The following is a 15,116-nucleotide window of genomic DNA, read 5'->3' as shown; positions in this document are numbered from 1 at the left end:
TTCTGCCATGCACAGCTTCGATTTCAGCCAGCTCAACCCACGGGAAAAATACAAGATCCTGATCGGCAGCGTGGTGCCCCGACCGATTGCCCTGGTGACCACGGTCGACGCCGAGGGACGGGTCAACGCCGCACCGTTCAGTTTCTTCAATGCGTTGTCGGCGGACCCGCCGATCCTCGCGCTCGGCGTGGAAAACTACGGCGACCAGAGCCCCAAGGACACCACGCGCAATATCCAGTTGAACCAGGAGTTCACCGTCAACATCGTCAGCGATGCGCTGGTCGAAGCGATGAACGTCTGCGCGGTGCCGTTCGCCCCCGGCTTCGATGAGCTGACGGCGGCAGGCCTGACGGCGATCCCCGGCACCACGGTCAAATGCCCACGAATCGGCGAAGCACCAGTGGCACTGGAATGCCGCCGCATGATGGCGCTGTCGATCGGTCAATCGCGGGAGATCATTTTTGGCGAGGTGTTGATGGCCCATGTGCGCGACGAACTGATCGACCCGAAAACCCTGTACATCGATCAATTGGGCCTGGATGCGATTGGTCGCATGGGCGGGCATGGCTATGCACGAACCCGGGACTACTTCGACCTGCCGACCCGCTCGTTGCAGGCATGGACGGAGGCGCCGGGGGGCGGCGAGCGGTTCTGGCCCGAGCGCTGACGCCTGAGCGCTCACAATCCTGTGGGAGCAAGTTTGCCCACACATTGGAGTGCAGTGCTTTTTTGTGGGAGTGGGCTTGCCCACGAAGGCGACCCAATGACATGGCCAAGGCAGTTGCTCCCACATCAAGCGATATCAGTGAAAATCGCGGCTCTGCACGCGGATGCCGTCGAGCAGCGGGCTCAGATCACTCAGGCGTCCGGCAATCAGGTGCCGCACCTCGCCCTCCCGCTCCCAGCGTCCGTCGACCTTGAGCAATTGCGAACCGACCAGCACCCGACGCTGGCGCTCGGCCAGATCGCGCCAGACCACTACGTTGACGTTGCCGAATTCGTCTTCGAGGGTGACGAAGGTCACGCCGCTGGCGGTGCCCGGCCGTTGTCGTCCGGTCACCAGCCCGGCGATGCTCACCGGGCGTCCGTGCTCGACATCCAGCAACTCCCGGGAACTGCGACAACGCCGTGCCCGCAACTCGCCGCGCAGCAACGCCAGCGGATGCGGCCCCAGAGTCGTGCCAACGGTGGCGTAATCGGCCTGCAAATCCTCGCCGACACTTGGTTTGGGCAGTATCACTTCCGGCTCTTCCTGGCTCGGCAACCCGGCAAACAAGCCGAGCTGTTTCTGCACCCCGGCCACTTCCCAGCGCGCCCGATGACGATGGCCGGCCAGGCCGCGCAAGGCCCCGGAGTCCGCCAGCAACGCCTGTGCCCGGCTATCAAGCCCTGCGCGCTCGGCCAATTCGCCGACATCGGCAAACGCTCCGCACTGGCGCGCCACTTCGATGCGCCGGGCATCGTCCTCGCGAAAGCCCTTGATCATGCGCAGGCCCATGCGGATCGCCGGTTGCGCGCCGGCCATCGGTTCCAGGCTGCAATCCCAATCGCTGGCGCGCACGTCCACCGGGCGGATCTGCAAATGATGGCGCCGGGCGTCCTGAAGAATCTGGTCGGGGCTATAAAAACCCATCGGCCAACTGTTGATCAGCGCACAGGCGAACGCCGCCGGTTCATGGCACTTGAGCCAGCAACTGGCGTAGGTCAGCAAGGCAAAACTGGCGGCATGGGATTCGGGAAAACCGTAACTGCCGAAGCCTTTGATCTGCTCGAAAATCTGCGCGGCGAATTCCGGGGTGTAATCCCTTTCCTGCATGCCGGTGGCCAAGCGCTCCCTATGGGGTTCGAGCCCGCCGTGACGTTTCCAGGCGGCCATCGAACGGCGCAACTGATCGGCCTCGCCGGGGGTATAGCCGGCGGCAACAATGGCGATCTGCATCACCTGCTCCTGGAACAGCGGCACGCCGAGGGTACGTTCGAGCACCACCTTCAATTCCGGCGAAGGATAGGTTGTCTCTTCTTCCTCGTTTCTGCGCCGCAGGTACGGATGCACCATCCCGCCCTGGATCGGCCCCGGCCGGACGATTGCCACTTCGATCACCAGGTCATAAAACTTTTGTGGCCGCAGCCGGGGCAACATCGACATCTGCGCCCGGGATTCGATCTGGAACACACCGATGGTATCGGCACGGCTGATCATGTCGTAAGTCGGCTTGTCCTCTGCCGGAATGGTCGCCAGCGTAAGGTTCCGGTTGCGATGACGACTCAACAGGTCGAAACAGCGGCGAATCGCACTGAGCATGCCAAGCGCGAGGATGTCGACCTTGAGCAGCCCGACCGCGTCGAGGTCGTCCTTGTCCCACTGGATGATCGTGCGCTCGGCCATCGCGGCGTTTTCCACCGGCACCAGGGTGTCCAGCGGTTGCTCGGAAATCACGAAACCACCGGGGTGCTGCGACAAGTGCCGGGGGAAGCCGATCAGTTGCCCGGTCAGGCTCAAGACCCGCCGCAGCACCGGGCTGTCCGGGTCGAACCCGCCTTCGCGCAGCCGCTCCAGTGGCGGCGTCTCGTCGCTCCAGTGACCGCAGCAATCGGCCAGTGCGTTGACCTGATCCGGCGGCAGGCCCAGCGCCTTCGCCACATCGCGCACCGCCCCGGCGGCGTGGTAAGTGCTGACCACCGCCGTCAATGCCGCGCGGTGCCGGCCATAACGGCGAAACACGTATTGCAGGACTTCTTCGCGGCGTTCATGTTCGAAGTCCACATCGATGTCCGGCGGCTCGTTGCGCTCCTTCGACATGAAGCGTTCGAACAGCAATGTGGTGCGATCCGGGTCGATCTCGGTGATGCCCAAGGCGTAACACACCGCCGAGTTGGCCGCCGAACCACGGCCCTGACAGAGAATGTTTTGATCCCGGGCGAATTTCACGACGTCGTGGACGGTGAGGAAGTAGCTTTCGTAGCCGAGTTCGCCAATCAACTTCAACTCTTTGCCGATCTGCCTCAACACCTTGAACGGGACGCCTTTTTCCCAGCGCCAGGCGAGGCCCTTTTTCGTCAGGTGTCGTAGCCAGGAACGGCCGGTGTAGCCCTCGGGCACCAGCTCTTTCGGATATTGATACTGCAATTGCCCCAGATCGAAGCTGCAACGTCGGGCCAGCTTCACCGACTCGTCCAGCAGGGCCGACGGATACAGTTCCCGCAAGCCGTCGAGGCTGCGCAAATGCCGCTCGCCGTTGGGGTGCAAACGCAACCCGGCCTCGGCCACCGGGACGTGGTGGCGGATCGCGGTCATGGTGTCCTGCAAGGCGCGCCGGCCACGGGCGTGCATGTGTACATCGCCGCTGGCCACCGCCGGGATCTCCAGCTCACCGGCCAACTGCAACAACGCCGCCAGCCGCCGCTGATCGTCCTGCCCGCGATGCAACTGCACCGCCAGCCACAGACGCTCGCCGAAGGTCTGTTTCAGCCAGCGGCCCTCTTCCACGTCATCGACCGCGTCCGGCACCCACAGCACCAGCAACCCCGGCAGCGGCTCGGCGAAGTCCTCGCGCAGCACCTGATACTGGCCTTTCTGCGTGCGTCGCCGGGCGCGGGTGATCAAGCCGCACAACGCCTGATAACCCTCAAGGCTCTCCACCAGCAGCACCAGTTTCGGCCCGTGATCGAGGCGTACTTCGCTGCCGATGACCAGCGGCAGCTCCACGGACCTGGCCGCTTGCCAAGCGCGGACAATCCCGGCCAGGGTGCATTCATCGGTGATCGCCAGCGCCTGATAGCCATGCTGTCTGGCGCGCTGGAACAACTCCAGGGCACTGGAAGCACCGCGCTGGAAACTGAAATTCGACAGGCAGTGCAATTCGGCATAGCCGCCGCTCATGCGAACCAGCCTTGCAGCCACAACGGCCCGCCCTCACCCACTGCCCGATAGGCCCAGCCTTGCTGGCCGGCACGGTTCTGGATCAGGTAATAGTCGCGGCGCACATCGTCACCGTCCCACCAGCCGGACTCGATGCGCTCCGGTCCCATGAGAATCCGCGCCGAACCCTCGGCCACGGTTTGCGGCTCGTTCAATAGCCATCCCGGACGCTGTACCCCCGGCAACGCGGAACAACGCTGTTGGTCATCGGCGCTCTGCCACGCACACTCGGGGCGATGATCGGCCTGGAAGCGCAATCCCTGCACCGCGTCGTCCCCGAGCCGCGCGCGCAGGCGCTCACGCAGTTGCTCCCAGGGCAGGGTCTGTTGCGGACGGTCGTCGAACAGTTCCTGAAACTGCGGCACAAAACTCGGCAGGTCTTCGGCGCGCAGGCGAAAACCACGTACCGGCGCCTCAACCTGCACCTGCTCCAGTCGCCCCCGGGCCAGCTCGAACAACATCGCCGGATCGCGCTCGGCGCTGAGCAGGCCGACCTTGATCAGCGTGTCCGGCAACCCGGCGTGTTCCAGATGCAGATCGAAACGCTGCACGCCGCTGTCGCGTCCGCAGAGGAACGCCGCCAGATCGCCGGTCAAGCGGCGCAGCGGAAACAGCAGCGCCTGATGGGACTGCACGTCGAAGTTGAGTTCGATCCGCACATCGAAGCGATCCGGTGGCAGATAGAACGCCAACGCCAGCGGACGTGCGCCGAACAACGTATCGAGGTGTTTGAGCATCGGCGCCTCGAAGCGCCGGGCCAGGGCCTGGCGCGGCAGGCCCTGCACCTGGCTGAGATTGCGCAGCCCCATGCGCGACAACGCCGTCGCCACGTCCGGCTCAAACCCGACGCGGTCAATGGGCAACTGGCCGAGGTGATAACGCAAGGCTTCGCCGTCCGGCACCACCAGTCCGTCGTAGGCATTCGCCAGAACTCGCGCCGCCACCGGGTTTGGCGCGGCGACGATGCGATGGCGAAAGCCCAAGTCGGTCAGTTCCGTGCGCAATCGTGCCTCGAACTGCGCCCAGGAGCCGAACAGACCGAGGCTGGACTCGATTTCAAACACCACCGTGCGCGGGTAATGCACGCTGACCTGGGCGCTGAACCGATAGGCCCACGCGGCAAGAAACTGCTGCCAATGTTCGGCCTCGGCCACATCGTAATCGGCGGTGGCGAAACCTTTGCTCAAAGCCTGCGCAGCGGTCATCGACTGACCGGGACGCAGGCCCAGCTCTCGCGCCGAGGCGTTGACCGCTTGCAGCACCCGGCGCTGGGCCGGGCCGCTGAGCAGCGCCAGCGGTTGTTCGGGATCGGGACGTTGGCGCAGCACGGCGTCGAGGGCCAGTTGCGGGAACAGAATGCACACCCAGCGCATGGCTCAGTGCCCCACGGCAAAGGCAATCGGCGCCGTGCGCGCCAGACCGCCACGGCACTTGAGCACGCGCAACTGCGCCGGTCGCGCATCAATGGCAATCCGCAGCGCGGCGGGCGACGGGTTGAGCGCTTCGCTCAGCGAGCGCCACGCGAATGCGAGGGTCTGGCCGGTTTCCGCCGCCACCTGCAAACGCCGCAAGGCACGGTCATCGGCCTTGTGCGGCCAGCACAGCACCGCGCCGCAACTGCCCGAGCGCAGGCATTGTTCCGCGGCCCATAACGCATCGCGTTCACTGGCCTGGATCACTGACAACTGGCGCAGATCGACCCCGGCATTCACCCAGGCCTGCGGGTACGGCACGAATGGCGGCGCCACCAGCACGATGCGTTCACCCGCCGCCGACAGTCGCGCCAGGGTCGGCCACACCAGTTGCAGTTCGCCGACACCGGGGCCGGCGACGAGGATTTCGCTCAACGCCGCCTCCGGCCAGCCGCCGTTGGGCAGTGCCGCATCCAGCGCCGGGTGCCCGGTGGGTTGTGGGCTGGCGGTCGCAGGCGCAGGCCGGCCCTTCCAGACTTGGCCGCCATTGAACAGCGTATCCAGCGCAACGACGGCGCCCATCAGCCTTGCCTCACCAGACCACAGAACACGCCTTCGATGGCGAGGTCCTGATCGGCCCGCACGACAATCGGCTGGTACGCCGGGTTGCGCGGCAGCAGGCGCACCTCATCGCCGACCCGCTCGAAGCGCTTGATGGTGACTTCGCCATCCAGCCGCGCCACGACGATCTGGCCGTTGAGCGCCTCGGGATGGCGCCGCACGCCGACCAGATCGCCGTCGAGAATACCGTCTTCGATCATCGAATCGCCCTGCACTCGCAGCATGTAGTCCGGCACCCGGGAGAACAGCGCCGGGTCGAGCATCAGCCGGTTGTGGATGTCGGCGTCGGCGCCGATCGGCGCGCCGGCGGCCACCCGTCCGAGCACCGGAACCTCCAATAATTCCGGGCGCGGTGGCTGGTTGAGCAGGCGAATGCCCCGGGCCTGATGCGGATTGACCTCGATAAACCCGGCTTCGGTCAGCGCCAGCACATGCTTGCGCGCCACGCTGCGGGAGGCAAAACCAAAAGCCTCGCTGATTTCAGCGAGGCTTGGGGGCTGACCGTGTTCGGCGATGCGTTCGCGGATAAAGGTCAGGATGGCGGTACGGCGGGGAGTCAAATGGGTCATGGAGTACATTTGTACTCTTTCGGTTTTTTCCTGACAAGCACCGCCAGTCAGGTCGACTCATGCCGCAACGTTTTTGATCTTCCCCACGCTCTGCGTGGGAGCGATCAGCTCAACTCACGCTCGGCAAGAAACCCTGCGATGTAATCAATGAATGCCAGCACCTTGGCCGTGGCCCGCCGATGGCTCGGGTACACCGCGAGAATGTGCGGGCCGAAGCTGTCCGGGTCGATGTCGTAATCGGCCATGACCCGCACCAGTCGCCCGTCGGCGATGTACGGCGCGGCGCTCCATAGAGGCGTGTGCAGCAGGCCGCGTCCGGCCAGGGCACTCGCCAGCAGCAAGTCGTAATTGTCGCTGCGCAACAGCGGTGTCGTCGGTTGTGCCAGGCTCAGGCGCTGACCATCGCGCTCGACCCACCAGAATTCGCGGCTGAGCAGCGGATGCCGGTACAGCAGCCATTCATGCTGATCGAGGGTTTGCGGCGTCACCTCCAGCCCCTTGCGCGCCAGGTATTCGGGACTGCCGCACAACGCCAGACGATTGCTGCCAACCACCCGCGCAATCAACCCCGGCAAGTCGTCATGGCCCTCGCGCAGCGCCAGGTCGTAACCACTTTCCAGCAAATTGACGAACTCGTCGCACAGGTCCACTTGCAGGCTGATCTGCGGGTATTGCTGCAAAAAGCCGTCACACACCTGATCGAGAAACGCCCGGCCGTAAGCCAGCGGCGCGGTGATTTTCAGGCTGCCGCGCAGGCCATGCTGCAACTGCTCGATTTCCTCGCTGGCCTCTTCCAGTCGCTGCAACACCTGACGCGCGGTTTCCAGATAGAGCCGGCCGATTTCGGTGAGCAGAATCCGCCGGGTACTGCGCTCGAACAACCGCGCGCCCAGCTCGGCTTCCAGGTGATTGACCGCTTTGGTCAGGGCCGACGGGGTCTTGCCCAATTGCTCTGCGGCGCGGCTGAAACTGCCGAGCTGCGCGGTGACCACGAACATTTTCAATGCACCCAACTTGTCCATGCTTTTTCCATTCAGGCAAAAACGTTTTTCGTGAGCGAGGCGTTCTGTCAGGCGTCGACAGCTACTAATCTCGCCATCAAAAGCAATAACAAGGAAATGTTCAATGAAAAGATTCATCCCAAGCCTGCTCGCCGCCGCTGTGAGTTTTGCCTCTCTGGAAGCCATGGCCGGTGCCGATCTGGTGCTGGTCAACGGCAAGATCTTTACCGCCGACCGCGCTCAACCCAAGGTTCAGGCCCTGGCCGTGGAAAACGGCAAGGTGCTGAAAGTCGGCAGCGACGCCCAGATCAAAGCCTTGATCGAGCCCGGCACCCAAGTCATCGACCTGGCCGGCAAGGCGCTGATGCCTGGCCTGATCGACAGCCACTCCCACGCGATTTTCGGCGGTCTGGAGATGGTGTCGGCGAACATGGAAGACGAGGTGGTCAGCCTCGATGAACTGCAACAGCGTCTGCGCGGCTGGCGGGACGACGGCAAGGCCCGGCATGGCGACGTGTTGAGCGTGGCCGGCATGAGTTCGGCGTACTGGGCGCAGGCCGAAGCGCTGGGCAAGCTCTTCAACAGCGGTGAATGGGCCGATGTGCCGGTGGTGTTCACCGGCAGCGATCACCACACCGCGTGGGCCAACAACGTGATGCTCAAGCGCGCAGGCATTGATGCGGCCCTTCTGAAAACCCTGCCGGACGCGGAAAAAGACACCATCGGCAAACTCGCCAGCGGAGAGCCGAATGGCTTTCTGGTGGACGCCGGCTGGGACCGGGTCGCCTCGAAAATGCCAGTGCCAAGCCCCGCCGACATGCTCAAGGCCGCGCAATCCGCCGTGCGCTACAACAACAGCCTCGGCATCACAGCGTGGATGGATCCCGCCGCCAACGCAGCACCGGGCGAGCCGGTATTCGCCCTCAAACCCACCGAGAAAACCGTCGGCGTGCTGCCGGCCTACAAAGCCTTGTCCGAAAGCGGCGGCATGAGCGCCCATGTCGCCGCCCTGCTGGTGGCCAACCCGAAAAGCGTGCCGGCCGACCTCGACGTGCTGGACAAGGTGCGCCAGCAGTTCCAGGGCATTCCCAACCTGACGCTGCCGGGCATCAAGATCTTCGCCGACGGCGTGATCGAATACCCGGCGCAGAGTGCGGCGATGATCGATCCCTACAGCAATTCGCACAAACAGGGCGAGTTGCTGATCGATCCGCAACACTTCGGCGAACTGGTCAGCGCCATCGACCAGCGCGGCTGGCTGGTACACATTCATGCCATCGGTGACCGCGCGGTACGCGAATCGCTGAACGGTATCGCCCAGGCGCGCAAGGATCGGCAAAGCGGTGTGACTCACTCGATCACCCACTTGCAGATGGTCAACCCGAAAGAGTTCGCCCGCTTCAAGCCGCTGAACGTGATTGCTTCGATGCAACTGCTGTGGGCCAGTGCCGACGACTACACCACGGACATGATCAAGCCCTACGTCAGCGCCCTCGCCTTTCGCTATCAATACCCGGCGCATTCGCTGTTGAAACAGGGCGCGACCATTGCCGGCGCCAGCGACTGGCCAGTGTCATCGCCCAACCCGTTCAACGCCATGGCCCAGGCCATCACGCGCGTCGGGCCGCTGGGGGTGCTCAACGCCGACGAGCGTCTGGATCGCGAAACCATGTTCTACGCCTACACCGCCAACGCCGCGCGCACCATTGGCCTGGATCAGCAGATCGGCTCGCTGAGCCCCGGCAAGCAGGCTGACTTCATCGTCCTCGACCGCGACGTGTTCAGCGTCGATGACAAGGCATTGCACGACACCCAGGTGTTGCAGACATGGTTCGGCGGCCGTCAGGTTTACGCGCCAAGTCTTTGAAAGCAAAAACAACATAGATCTTCTTTTGGGACCTGCCCGCCGCCGATAGGACAGGCAGCCCAAAACGTGTGGGAGTGGGCCTGCCCGCTCCCGCATTTGCCTCCCCCAGCGCTTTTTCCTGCCCATAACAATCACAACAACGGGACTTCACATGAAAGCCTTGCCTTCGCTCGCCCTCGGTTTCTCCAGTCTGCTGCCCCTGAGCGGCCACGCCGTCCCCCTGAACGACGATTTCGCCGTGCTGGTGGATCTGACCCTGGCCAGCGACTACCGCACTCGCGGCATCTCGCAAACCCAGAACGATCCGGCCGCGCAGGCTGGCCTGACCCTGGCCCACAGCAGCGGCCTGTACCTTGGCGCCTGGACCTCCAACGTCGATTTCGGTGGCGGGCTGAAGACCCGCCAGGAAGTCGATTACTACGCCGGCTGGCTATGGCAGGCCACCGAGGCGCTGAGCCTGGATCTGGGCTACATCAAGTACGCCTACCCCAAGGAGAGTCAGTTCAATCAGGGCGAGGTCTACGCGATTCTCGGCGCCTACGGAGTGAAAGTGGCGGCGTATTACTCCAGCGACGCGCCGGGCGTCGACAGCAAACAGAGTTCGCTTTACAGCTACATCAGCTACGAAACCGAGCTGCCGCTCGATTCCGCGCTGAAGCTGCGTTACGGCAACATAGATTTCAAGGACCCGCACCTGTACTCGGCGTCCGGTCGTGGCGAAGAGGCTTACCGCGAGTGGGAGGTGAAACTGACCCATGACCTGGCGGGTGTGGTGTTGGGTCTGAGTTATGTCGACACCGATCTGTCGCAAACCCAGTGCCTGAGCAACTGGGGATTCAAGGATGTGTGTACGGCGACGGTGATCGCCAGCGTCAGCAAATCCTTCTGACCGGCAAGCACTGTTGTGTTTTTGTGGGAGCGGGCTCGCCCGCGAATGCGGTGGATCAGTGAAATGGATACCGGCGGGTCTGCCGCCTTCGCGAGCAAGCCCGCTCCCACAAGAAAACCGTTTGTTACAGGATGTTTACAAAATTTTTACCAATGTTCTTCTACAGTTACACGCGCAACCGCGTGTGTTTTCTAATTTGAGTAGAGGAATGTTCGAATGGCTTTGGGCAAAGGATCGCGCTTACCGTCCATCACTCCAACCCGGCTGGTGCTGCTGTTTTCCCTGGCACTGGTGGCGCTGTACAACCTGGCGACCTGGAAGGCGCTGGGCACGCTGATTACCCTGCAAGGTGCGCACAAACTGGCGTTTTTTGCCTCCTTCGGGCTGTTCCTGTGGGCCGCCATCACCCTGCTGCTGACCCTGGTGTCGTTTCGCTGGACGCTGAAACCGGCCCTGACCCTGGTCGCCCTGCTCTCGGCCTGCGCCGCGTATTTCATGAACGAATACGGCATCACCATCGACACGGTGATGATTCAGAACGTGTTCGAAACCAATCCGGGCGAAGCCGCCGCCCTGTTCAGCGGCAAACTGCTGGCCTATGTGCTGTTGCTCGGCGTGCTGCCGGTGGTGTTGATCTGGCGCTGGCCGGTGAGCTACCGACCGTTCTTTCGCGGGCTGCTGAACAAGATTTTGGTGGTCGCCGCCTGCGTGCTGGTGATCGGTGCTTCGGTGGGCGCGTTCTATTCGACCTACGCGCCGATCTTCCGTCAGGAAGACAAACTCACCCACTTCATCAATCCGACCAACTACATCTACGCGATCAGCAAGTACACCAAGCAACGCCTGGGGATCAAAAAGCATTTCGTGGTGCAGGCCATCGGCGAAGACGCGGTGATGAGCGCCAAGGCAGCCAGTCGCGAGAAGAAATCGCTGATGGTGTTCGTGGTCGGCGAAACCGCCCGCGCCGACCATTTCTCGCTCAACGGCTATGAACGCGAAACCAACCCCGAACTGAGCAAACTGGACATCCTCAACTTCACCCAGGTGCATGCCTGCGGCACTTCCACAGCGGTGTCGGTGCCGTGCATGTTCTCGATGTTCCCCCGCGAGGACTACAGCGACAAGAAAGGCAAAACCTACGAAGGCCTGCTCGACATCCTGCAACGGGCCGGGGTGCAAGTGCTGTGGCTGGACAACAACAGCGACTGCAAGGGCACCTGCCTGCGCGTGCCGAACCGTGACATCGCGAAGAACCAGCCGGGGCCGTTCTGCGATGGCAACAACTGCCTCGACGAAGCGCTGCTGGCGGATTTGCAGGGCTACATCGACAGCCTCAAGGGCAACGCGATCATCGTCCTGCACGCCGACGGCAGCCACGGCCCGGAATACTACGAGCGCTACCCGAAAGAACTGGAGCGCTTCCAACCGATCTGCCACACCAATCAGTTGGGCAGTTGCAGCCGTGAAGAACTGGTCAACGTGTACGACAACACCATCCTCTACACCGACCACTTCCTGGCGAAGGTCATCGAACTGCTCAAGCACAATCAGGACAGCCTCGACACCTCGATGCTCTACGTCTCCGACCATGGCGAATCGCTCGGTGAAAACGGCCTCTACCTGCATGCCGCACCGTACGCCCTGGCGCCGGAAGCGCAGACCCATGTGCCGATGGTGATGTGGTTCGGCAACGGCACCCTGGCGCAATCGGGCATTGACCGGGGTTGCCTGGAGGGCAAGCGCGGGCAAGCGGACCTGAGCCATGACAACCTGTTCCATTCGGTGCTGGGGTTGTTCGAGGTGAGGACTTCGCTGTACCAACCTTCGCTGGATATGTTTCACAGTTGTCGGCCGGCGATGACGGCCGGGCAATAGAATCGCTTACTCGCGCGCGTCCCTAACGCCCACTAAAGGTCAGGAATCGAGCTGTGCCAGATAAGCCCACGGATAAATGCCGCGCTGATGGCCGTCACTGAACACCAGTTGCAGGCCATAACCCTGGGGGTTGAGTTCGACCACCCGGACGCGCTCATCGACCATCGGCGTCAGGCCGCGCAGGCGAAAGGCGCGGCATTGCGAGCACGGGCACTGGCGGCGCAGTTCGGCGTGATCGAGCAACGATTCGCGGCCGTCCGGCCAGGTCAGGCGCAGGCGCTGTTCGCTCCGGGAATTGCCGATCGCCAGCGGGCTCATTGCAACTGACTCAAGGCAATGCGCACGGCTTTGCGCACTTCCGGGTCGCCATCGTCCTGTGCCGCCTGCAAGGCTGCCATCGCGCCGCGATCATTCAGTTCCCCAAGAGCCAGCGCGGCCTCCTTGCGCAGATTGCTGATGCGATGGCCGAGGGTATCGATCAAGGTTTCGAGGGCGGCGGCATAACGCAGGCGTCCCAGGCTGCGGGTGGCGCGCAGGCGCACTTGCCAGTAATCGTCACCGAGGGCTTCGATCAGCGCCGGGCCGGCGTCTGGCTGACCGACTTTGCCCAGGGTAGTTGCGGCTTCTTCGCGGACCTGCCAGGCGTTGTCCTGCAAGGCGCGGCGCAGGGCCGGCAGCACTTCGGCGCCGGAAGCCAGGCCAAGGGCGCCAGTGGCGGCGCGGCGGACTTCGGTGTCCGGGTCATCGGCGGCCAGTCGCGCCAGCGCTGGCAAGGCGTCGAGCTGCTTGAGCCAGCCGAGCACACCCACCGCTTCGCGGCGCACATTGGCATCGGCATCGTTCAGCGCCGTGACGGCGGCCGGCGCGGCCTCGGGGAAGCGCAGCTCACGCAAGGCGCGGAACGCAGCGATTCGCACGCCGACCTCGGCATGCCCGGTCCACGGCAGAATCACCCGACCGGCCGCCTCCGTCTTCAGCAGGCTCAGACTCTGCGCAGCGGCCGCCTGCACCGCGGGCGACGGATCGGTCAGCGCCTGACACAGCGCCTCGACCACCGGCCCGTCCTCCCAGGCCTCCAGCAAACGCGCGGCTTCGGCGCGAACTTCCTCGGCAGGGTCCTGCACCAGTCGTTCGACCAGCCAGAGCAAGCCGTCCGGCTCTTCGAGGTCGGCCAAATCGATCAGTGCAATCCGTCGCACCCCGGCATCGTCAGCAGTCAGACGCGGTTGCAGGGCAAGGATGTCGTGGTTATCGGTCACAGCAAAAAATGAGGTCATAGGGCAAATCGCGGCAAAGGGTTTTCAGGAGGCAGGCCGAGCGGGTTGAGGCGCGGCAGCGGCCGGTCGTTGTCATGGCGCAGCAGTTCGAGGCAATGGCGTTTGAGCCGTGAGAACTCGCCGCTGGTGACCAGTTCGGTGGTGCGGGGGCGCGGGAAATCCAGGCGCAGGTCTTCGATGATCCGCCCTGGTCGCGCGCTCATCACCAGCAGGCGGTCGGCAAGAAACAGCGCTTCGTCGATGTCATGGGTGACGAACACCACGGTGGTGCGGATTCGCATCCAGATGTCCAGCAGCAGTTCCTGCATGTTCAACCGGGTCAGGGCATCCAGCGCGCCGAAAGGTTCGTCCATCAGCAGCAGGCGTGGCCGGTTGACCAGCACTCGGGCGATTTCCACCCGTTGTTGCATGCCGCCGGAAAGCTGATCCGGCCAGCGTTCGCCGAAGCCGTCGAGGCCGACCAGTGTGAGGATTTCATCGGCAGCACGATGACGCTCAGCCTTGCCGATGCCGCGCATTTTCAGACCAAACGCCACGTTGTCGCGCACCGTGCGCCACGGGAACAGCGTGTGATGCTGGAACACCATGCCGCGCTGCGGTGACGGCCCGGGCACGTCGGCGCCGTCGACTTTCAGCGTGCCGGCATGGGCTTGCAGGTGCCCGGCCAGCGCACCGAGCAAGGTCGACTTGCCGCAACCGGACGGCCCGAGAATACACACGAACTGGCCAGGTTCGATCTGGCAGTCCAGGCCTTGCACCGCTTCAAAGGCTTGTTTGCCTTGGCCGAGGACAATCGACAGCTGGCGGATGTCGATCCGCCCTTCGGGGGTTTGCATCACGCTCATCAGGCTTTTCCTCGTGGTCGATGCCAAGGCGTGAACAACCCGCCCAGGCGTTTGATCAACAGACTGCTGCCCATGCCCAACACGCCGATCAGCAACATGCCGACCACAATGTCGGGGTAGTTCTGGATGGTGTAGGACTCCCAGGTGTAATAACCGATGCCGAACTGGCCGGAGATCATTTCGGCGGTCACCAGACAGAACCAGGAGGTGCCCATGCCGATGGCCAGGCCGGTGATGATGCTCGGCGCGGCGCCCGGCAGGATCACCTCCAGCAAAATCGCCCGGCGCCCTGCCCCAAGGCTTTTGGCCGAGGCGATCAGGCGTGGATCGACACCTTCGACGCCGTGTACCGTATTGAGCAGGATCGGGAACAGCGCGCCGGTGAAGGTGATGAACACCATCGACAGCTCCGACGACGGGAACATCAGGATCGCCAGCGGAATCCACGCCACGGCGGGGATCGGGCGCAACACTTCGAGCGGTGGCAGCAGCAGGTCTTCGGCCCATTTCGAACGGCCGATGGCCAGGCCCAGAGCAATGCCGAGCAGCAGCGCAGCGAGGTAGCCAGCGAAGACCCGGGCGAGGCTGCTGCTCAGGTGTTGGGCGAGTTTGCCGGAGTCGCCGAGACCGAGGGCGGCTTCGATCACGGCCCAAGGTGTTGGCACGTTGGCGAATGTGACCAGGCCAAGATTCCAGTGCTGGCTGGCGGCGAGTTGCCAGAACAGCAGGCAGAGCAGCAGCGAGGCGGCTCTGGAGATCCAGCGGGTTTTGGGTGTTTTCATTAATGGGTTTCCAGTTTTGAGGCTGTGGTGTGGCGCAGATCCAACCCCCTCACCCCAGC

General features: G+C 63.5%; 13 protein-coding genes. 4 read left to right on the top strand and 9 right to left on the bottom strand.

The window, feature by feature from the left end:
- Positions 1 to 7 precede the first annotated feature (7 nt).
- Complete coding sequence (locus tag KVQ74_RS04115) at positions 8 to 667, top strand: flavin reductase family protein (protein ID WP_217829727.1); 660 nt, start codon at positions 8 to 10, stop codon at positions 665 to 667.
- Between the two features lie 135 nt (positions 668 to 802).
- Here the strand turns inward: KVQ74_RS04115 and KVQ74_RS04110 are convergent, their stop codons facing one another.
- The 5 genes from KVQ74_RS04110 to KVQ74_RS04090 form a co-directional block, all read right to left on the bottom strand.
- Positions 803 to 3,880: an error-prone DNA polymerase gene (locus tag KVQ74_RS04110; protein ID WP_217829726.1), complete on the bottom strand. Its 3,078-nt coding sequence runs from the start codon at positions 3,878 to 3,880 to the stop codon at positions 803 to 805.
- Positions 3,877 to 5,292: a Y-family DNA polymerase gene (locus tag KVQ74_RS04105; RefSeq protein ID WP_217829725.1), complete on the bottom strand. Its 1,416-nt coding sequence runs from the start codon at positions 5,290 to 5,292 to the stop codon at positions 3,877 to 3,879. Before KVQ74_RS04105 ends, KVQ74_RS04110 begins: the two co-directional genes overlap by 4 nt.
- 3 nt (positions 5,293 to 5,295) lie before the next feature.
- Positions 5,296 to 5,913, bottom strand: coding sequence for a translesion DNA synthesis-associated protein ImuA (imuA, locus tag KVQ74_RS04100; protein WP_217829724.1), 618 nt, complete (start codon positions 5,911 to 5,913; stop codon positions 5,296 to 5,298).
- Positions 5,913 to 6,530 carry a transcriptional repressor LexA gene (gene lexA / locus KVQ74_RS04095; RefSeq protein ID WP_217829723.1) on the bottom strand — a complete coding sequence of 206 codons (618 nt, stop codon included), beginning with the start codon at positions 6,528 to 6,530 and terminating at the stop codon, positions 5,913 to 5,915. The genes imuA and lexA overlap by 1 nt, the downstream gene beginning before the upstream one ends.
- Before the next feature lie 95 nt (positions 6,531 to 6,625).
- Positions 6,626 to 7,543: a LysR family transcriptional regulator gene (locus tag KVQ74_RS04090; protein WP_217829722.1), complete on the bottom strand. Its 918-nt coding sequence runs from the start codon at positions 7,541 to 7,543 to the stop codon at positions 6,626 to 6,628.
- 103 nt (positions 7,544 to 7,646) lie between these two features.
- On the opposite strand from KVQ74_RS04090, the gene KVQ74_RS04085 reads away from it, so the two are divergent.
- From KVQ74_RS04085 to KVQ74_RS04075, 3 genes are all read left to right on the top strand, one after another.
- The gene (locus tag KVQ74_RS04085) at positions 7,647 to 9,389 is read left to right on the top strand and encodes an amidohydrolase (protein ID WP_217829721.1); all 1,743 of its coding nucleotides are present in this window, start codon (positions 7,647 to 7,649) and stop codon (positions 9,387 to 9,389) included.
- A gap of 151 nt (positions 9,390 to 9,540) precedes the next feature.
- Complete coding sequence (locus tag KVQ74_RS04080) at positions 9,541 to 10,278, top strand: TorF family putative porin (RefSeq protein ID WP_217829720.1); 738 nt, start codon at positions 9,541 to 9,543, stop codon at positions 10,276 to 10,278.
- Positions 10,279 to 10,494: 216 nt separating this feature from the next.
- Positions 10,495 to 12,153: a phosphoethanolamine transferase gene (locus KVQ74_RS04075; protein WP_404822648.1), complete on the top strand. Its 1,659-nt coding sequence runs from the start codon at positions 10,495 to 10,497 to the stop codon at positions 12,151 to 12,153.
- A 39-nt stretch (positions 12,154 to 12,192) separates the two neighbouring features.
- Here the strand turns inward: KVQ74_RS04075 and KVQ74_RS04070 are convergent, their stop codons facing one another.
- Genes KVQ74_RS04070 through KVQ74_RS04055 form a run of 4 tightly spaced genes read right to left on the bottom strand, consistent with a single transcriptional unit; the run spans position 12,193 to position 15,057 of the window.
- Entirely contained in the window at positions 12,193 to 12,471 is a 279-nt protein-coding gene (locus tag KVQ74_RS04070) for a DUF971 domain-containing protein (protein WP_217829719.1), read from the bottom strand.
- Positions 12,468 to 13,430: a HEAT repeat domain-containing protein gene (locus KVQ74_RS04065; protein ID WP_217829718.1), complete on the bottom strand. Its 963-nt coding sequence runs from the start codon at positions 13,428 to 13,430 to the stop codon at positions 12,468 to 12,470. The genes KVQ74_RS04070 and KVQ74_RS04065 overlap by 4 nt, the downstream gene beginning before the upstream one ends.
- Entirely contained in the window at positions 13,427 to 14,275 is an 849-nt protein-coding gene (locus KVQ74_RS04060; protein ID WP_217829717.1) for an ABC transporter ATP-binding protein, read from the bottom strand. The genes KVQ74_RS04065 and KVQ74_RS04060 overlap by 4 nt, the downstream gene beginning before the upstream one ends.
- On the bottom strand, positions 14,275 to 15,057 hold the full coding sequence (locus KVQ74_RS04055) for an ABC transporter permease (protein WP_217829716.1): 783 nt from the start codon (positions 15,055 to 15,057) through the stop codon (positions 14,275 to 14,277). The genes KVQ74_RS04060 and KVQ74_RS04055 overlap by 1 nt, the downstream gene beginning before the upstream one ends.
- Between the last annotated feature and the right edge of the window lie 59 nt (positions 15,058 to 15,116).

Source organism: Pseudomonas botevensis (genome assembly GCF_019145475.1).
In the GTDB taxonomy this organism is placed as follows: domain Bacteria; phylum Pseudomonadota; class Gammaproteobacteria; order Pseudomonadales; family Pseudomonadaceae; genus Aquipseudomonas; species Aquipseudomonas botevensis.
This window is presented reverse-complemented; position numbering and strand designations above follow the sequence as displayed.

Coding starts and splice junctions, on each gene's coding strand:
- KVQ74_RS04115 (WP_217829727.1), top strand. CDS start 8: ATGCACAGCTTCGATTTCAGCCAGCTCAACCCACGGGAAAAATACAAG.
- KVQ74_RS04110 (WP_217829726.1), bottom strand. CDS start 3,880: ATGAGCGGCGGCTATGCCGAATTGCACTGCCTGTCGAATTTCAGTTTC.
- KVQ74_RS04105 (WP_217829725.1), bottom strand. CDS start 5,292: ATGCGCTGGGTGTGCATTCTGTTCCCGCAACTGGCCCTCGACGCCGTG.
- imuA (WP_217829724.1), bottom strand. CDS start 5,913: ATGGGCGCCGTCGTTGCGCTGGATACGCTGTTCAATGGCGGCCAAGTC.
- lexA (WP_217829723.1), bottom strand. CDS start 6,530: ATGTACTCCATGACCCATTTGACTCCCCGCCGTACCGCCATCCTGACC.
- KVQ74_RS04090 (WP_217829722.1), bottom strand. CDS start 7,543: ATGGACAAGTTGGGTGCATTGAAAATGTTCGTGGTCACCGCGCAGCTC.
- KVQ74_RS04085 (WP_217829721.1), top strand. CDS start 7,647: ATGAAAAGATTCATCCCAAGCCTGCTCGCCGCCGCTGTGAGTTTTGCC.
- KVQ74_RS04080 (WP_217829720.1), top strand. CDS start 9,541: ATGAAAGCCTTGCCTTCGCTCGCCCTCGGTTTCTCCAGTCTGCTGCCC.
- KVQ74_RS04075 (WP_404822648.1), top strand. CDS start 10,495: ATGGCTTTGGGCAAAGGATCGCGCTTACCGTCCATCACTCCAACCCGG.
- KVQ74_RS04070 (WP_217829719.1), bottom strand. CDS start 12,471: ATGAGCCCGCTGGCGATCGGCAATTCCCGGAGCGAACAGCGCCTGCGC.
- KVQ74_RS04065 (WP_217829718.1), bottom strand. CDS start 13,430: ATGACCTCATTTTTTGCTGTGACCGATAACCACGACATCCTTGCCCTG.
- KVQ74_RS04060 (WP_217829717.1), bottom strand. CDS start 14,275: ATGAGCGTGATGCAAACCCCCGAAGGGCGGATCGACATCCGCCAGCTG.
- KVQ74_RS04055 (WP_217829716.1), bottom strand. CDS start 15,057: ATGAAAACACCCAAAACCCGCTGGATCTCCAGAGCCGCCTCGCTGCTG.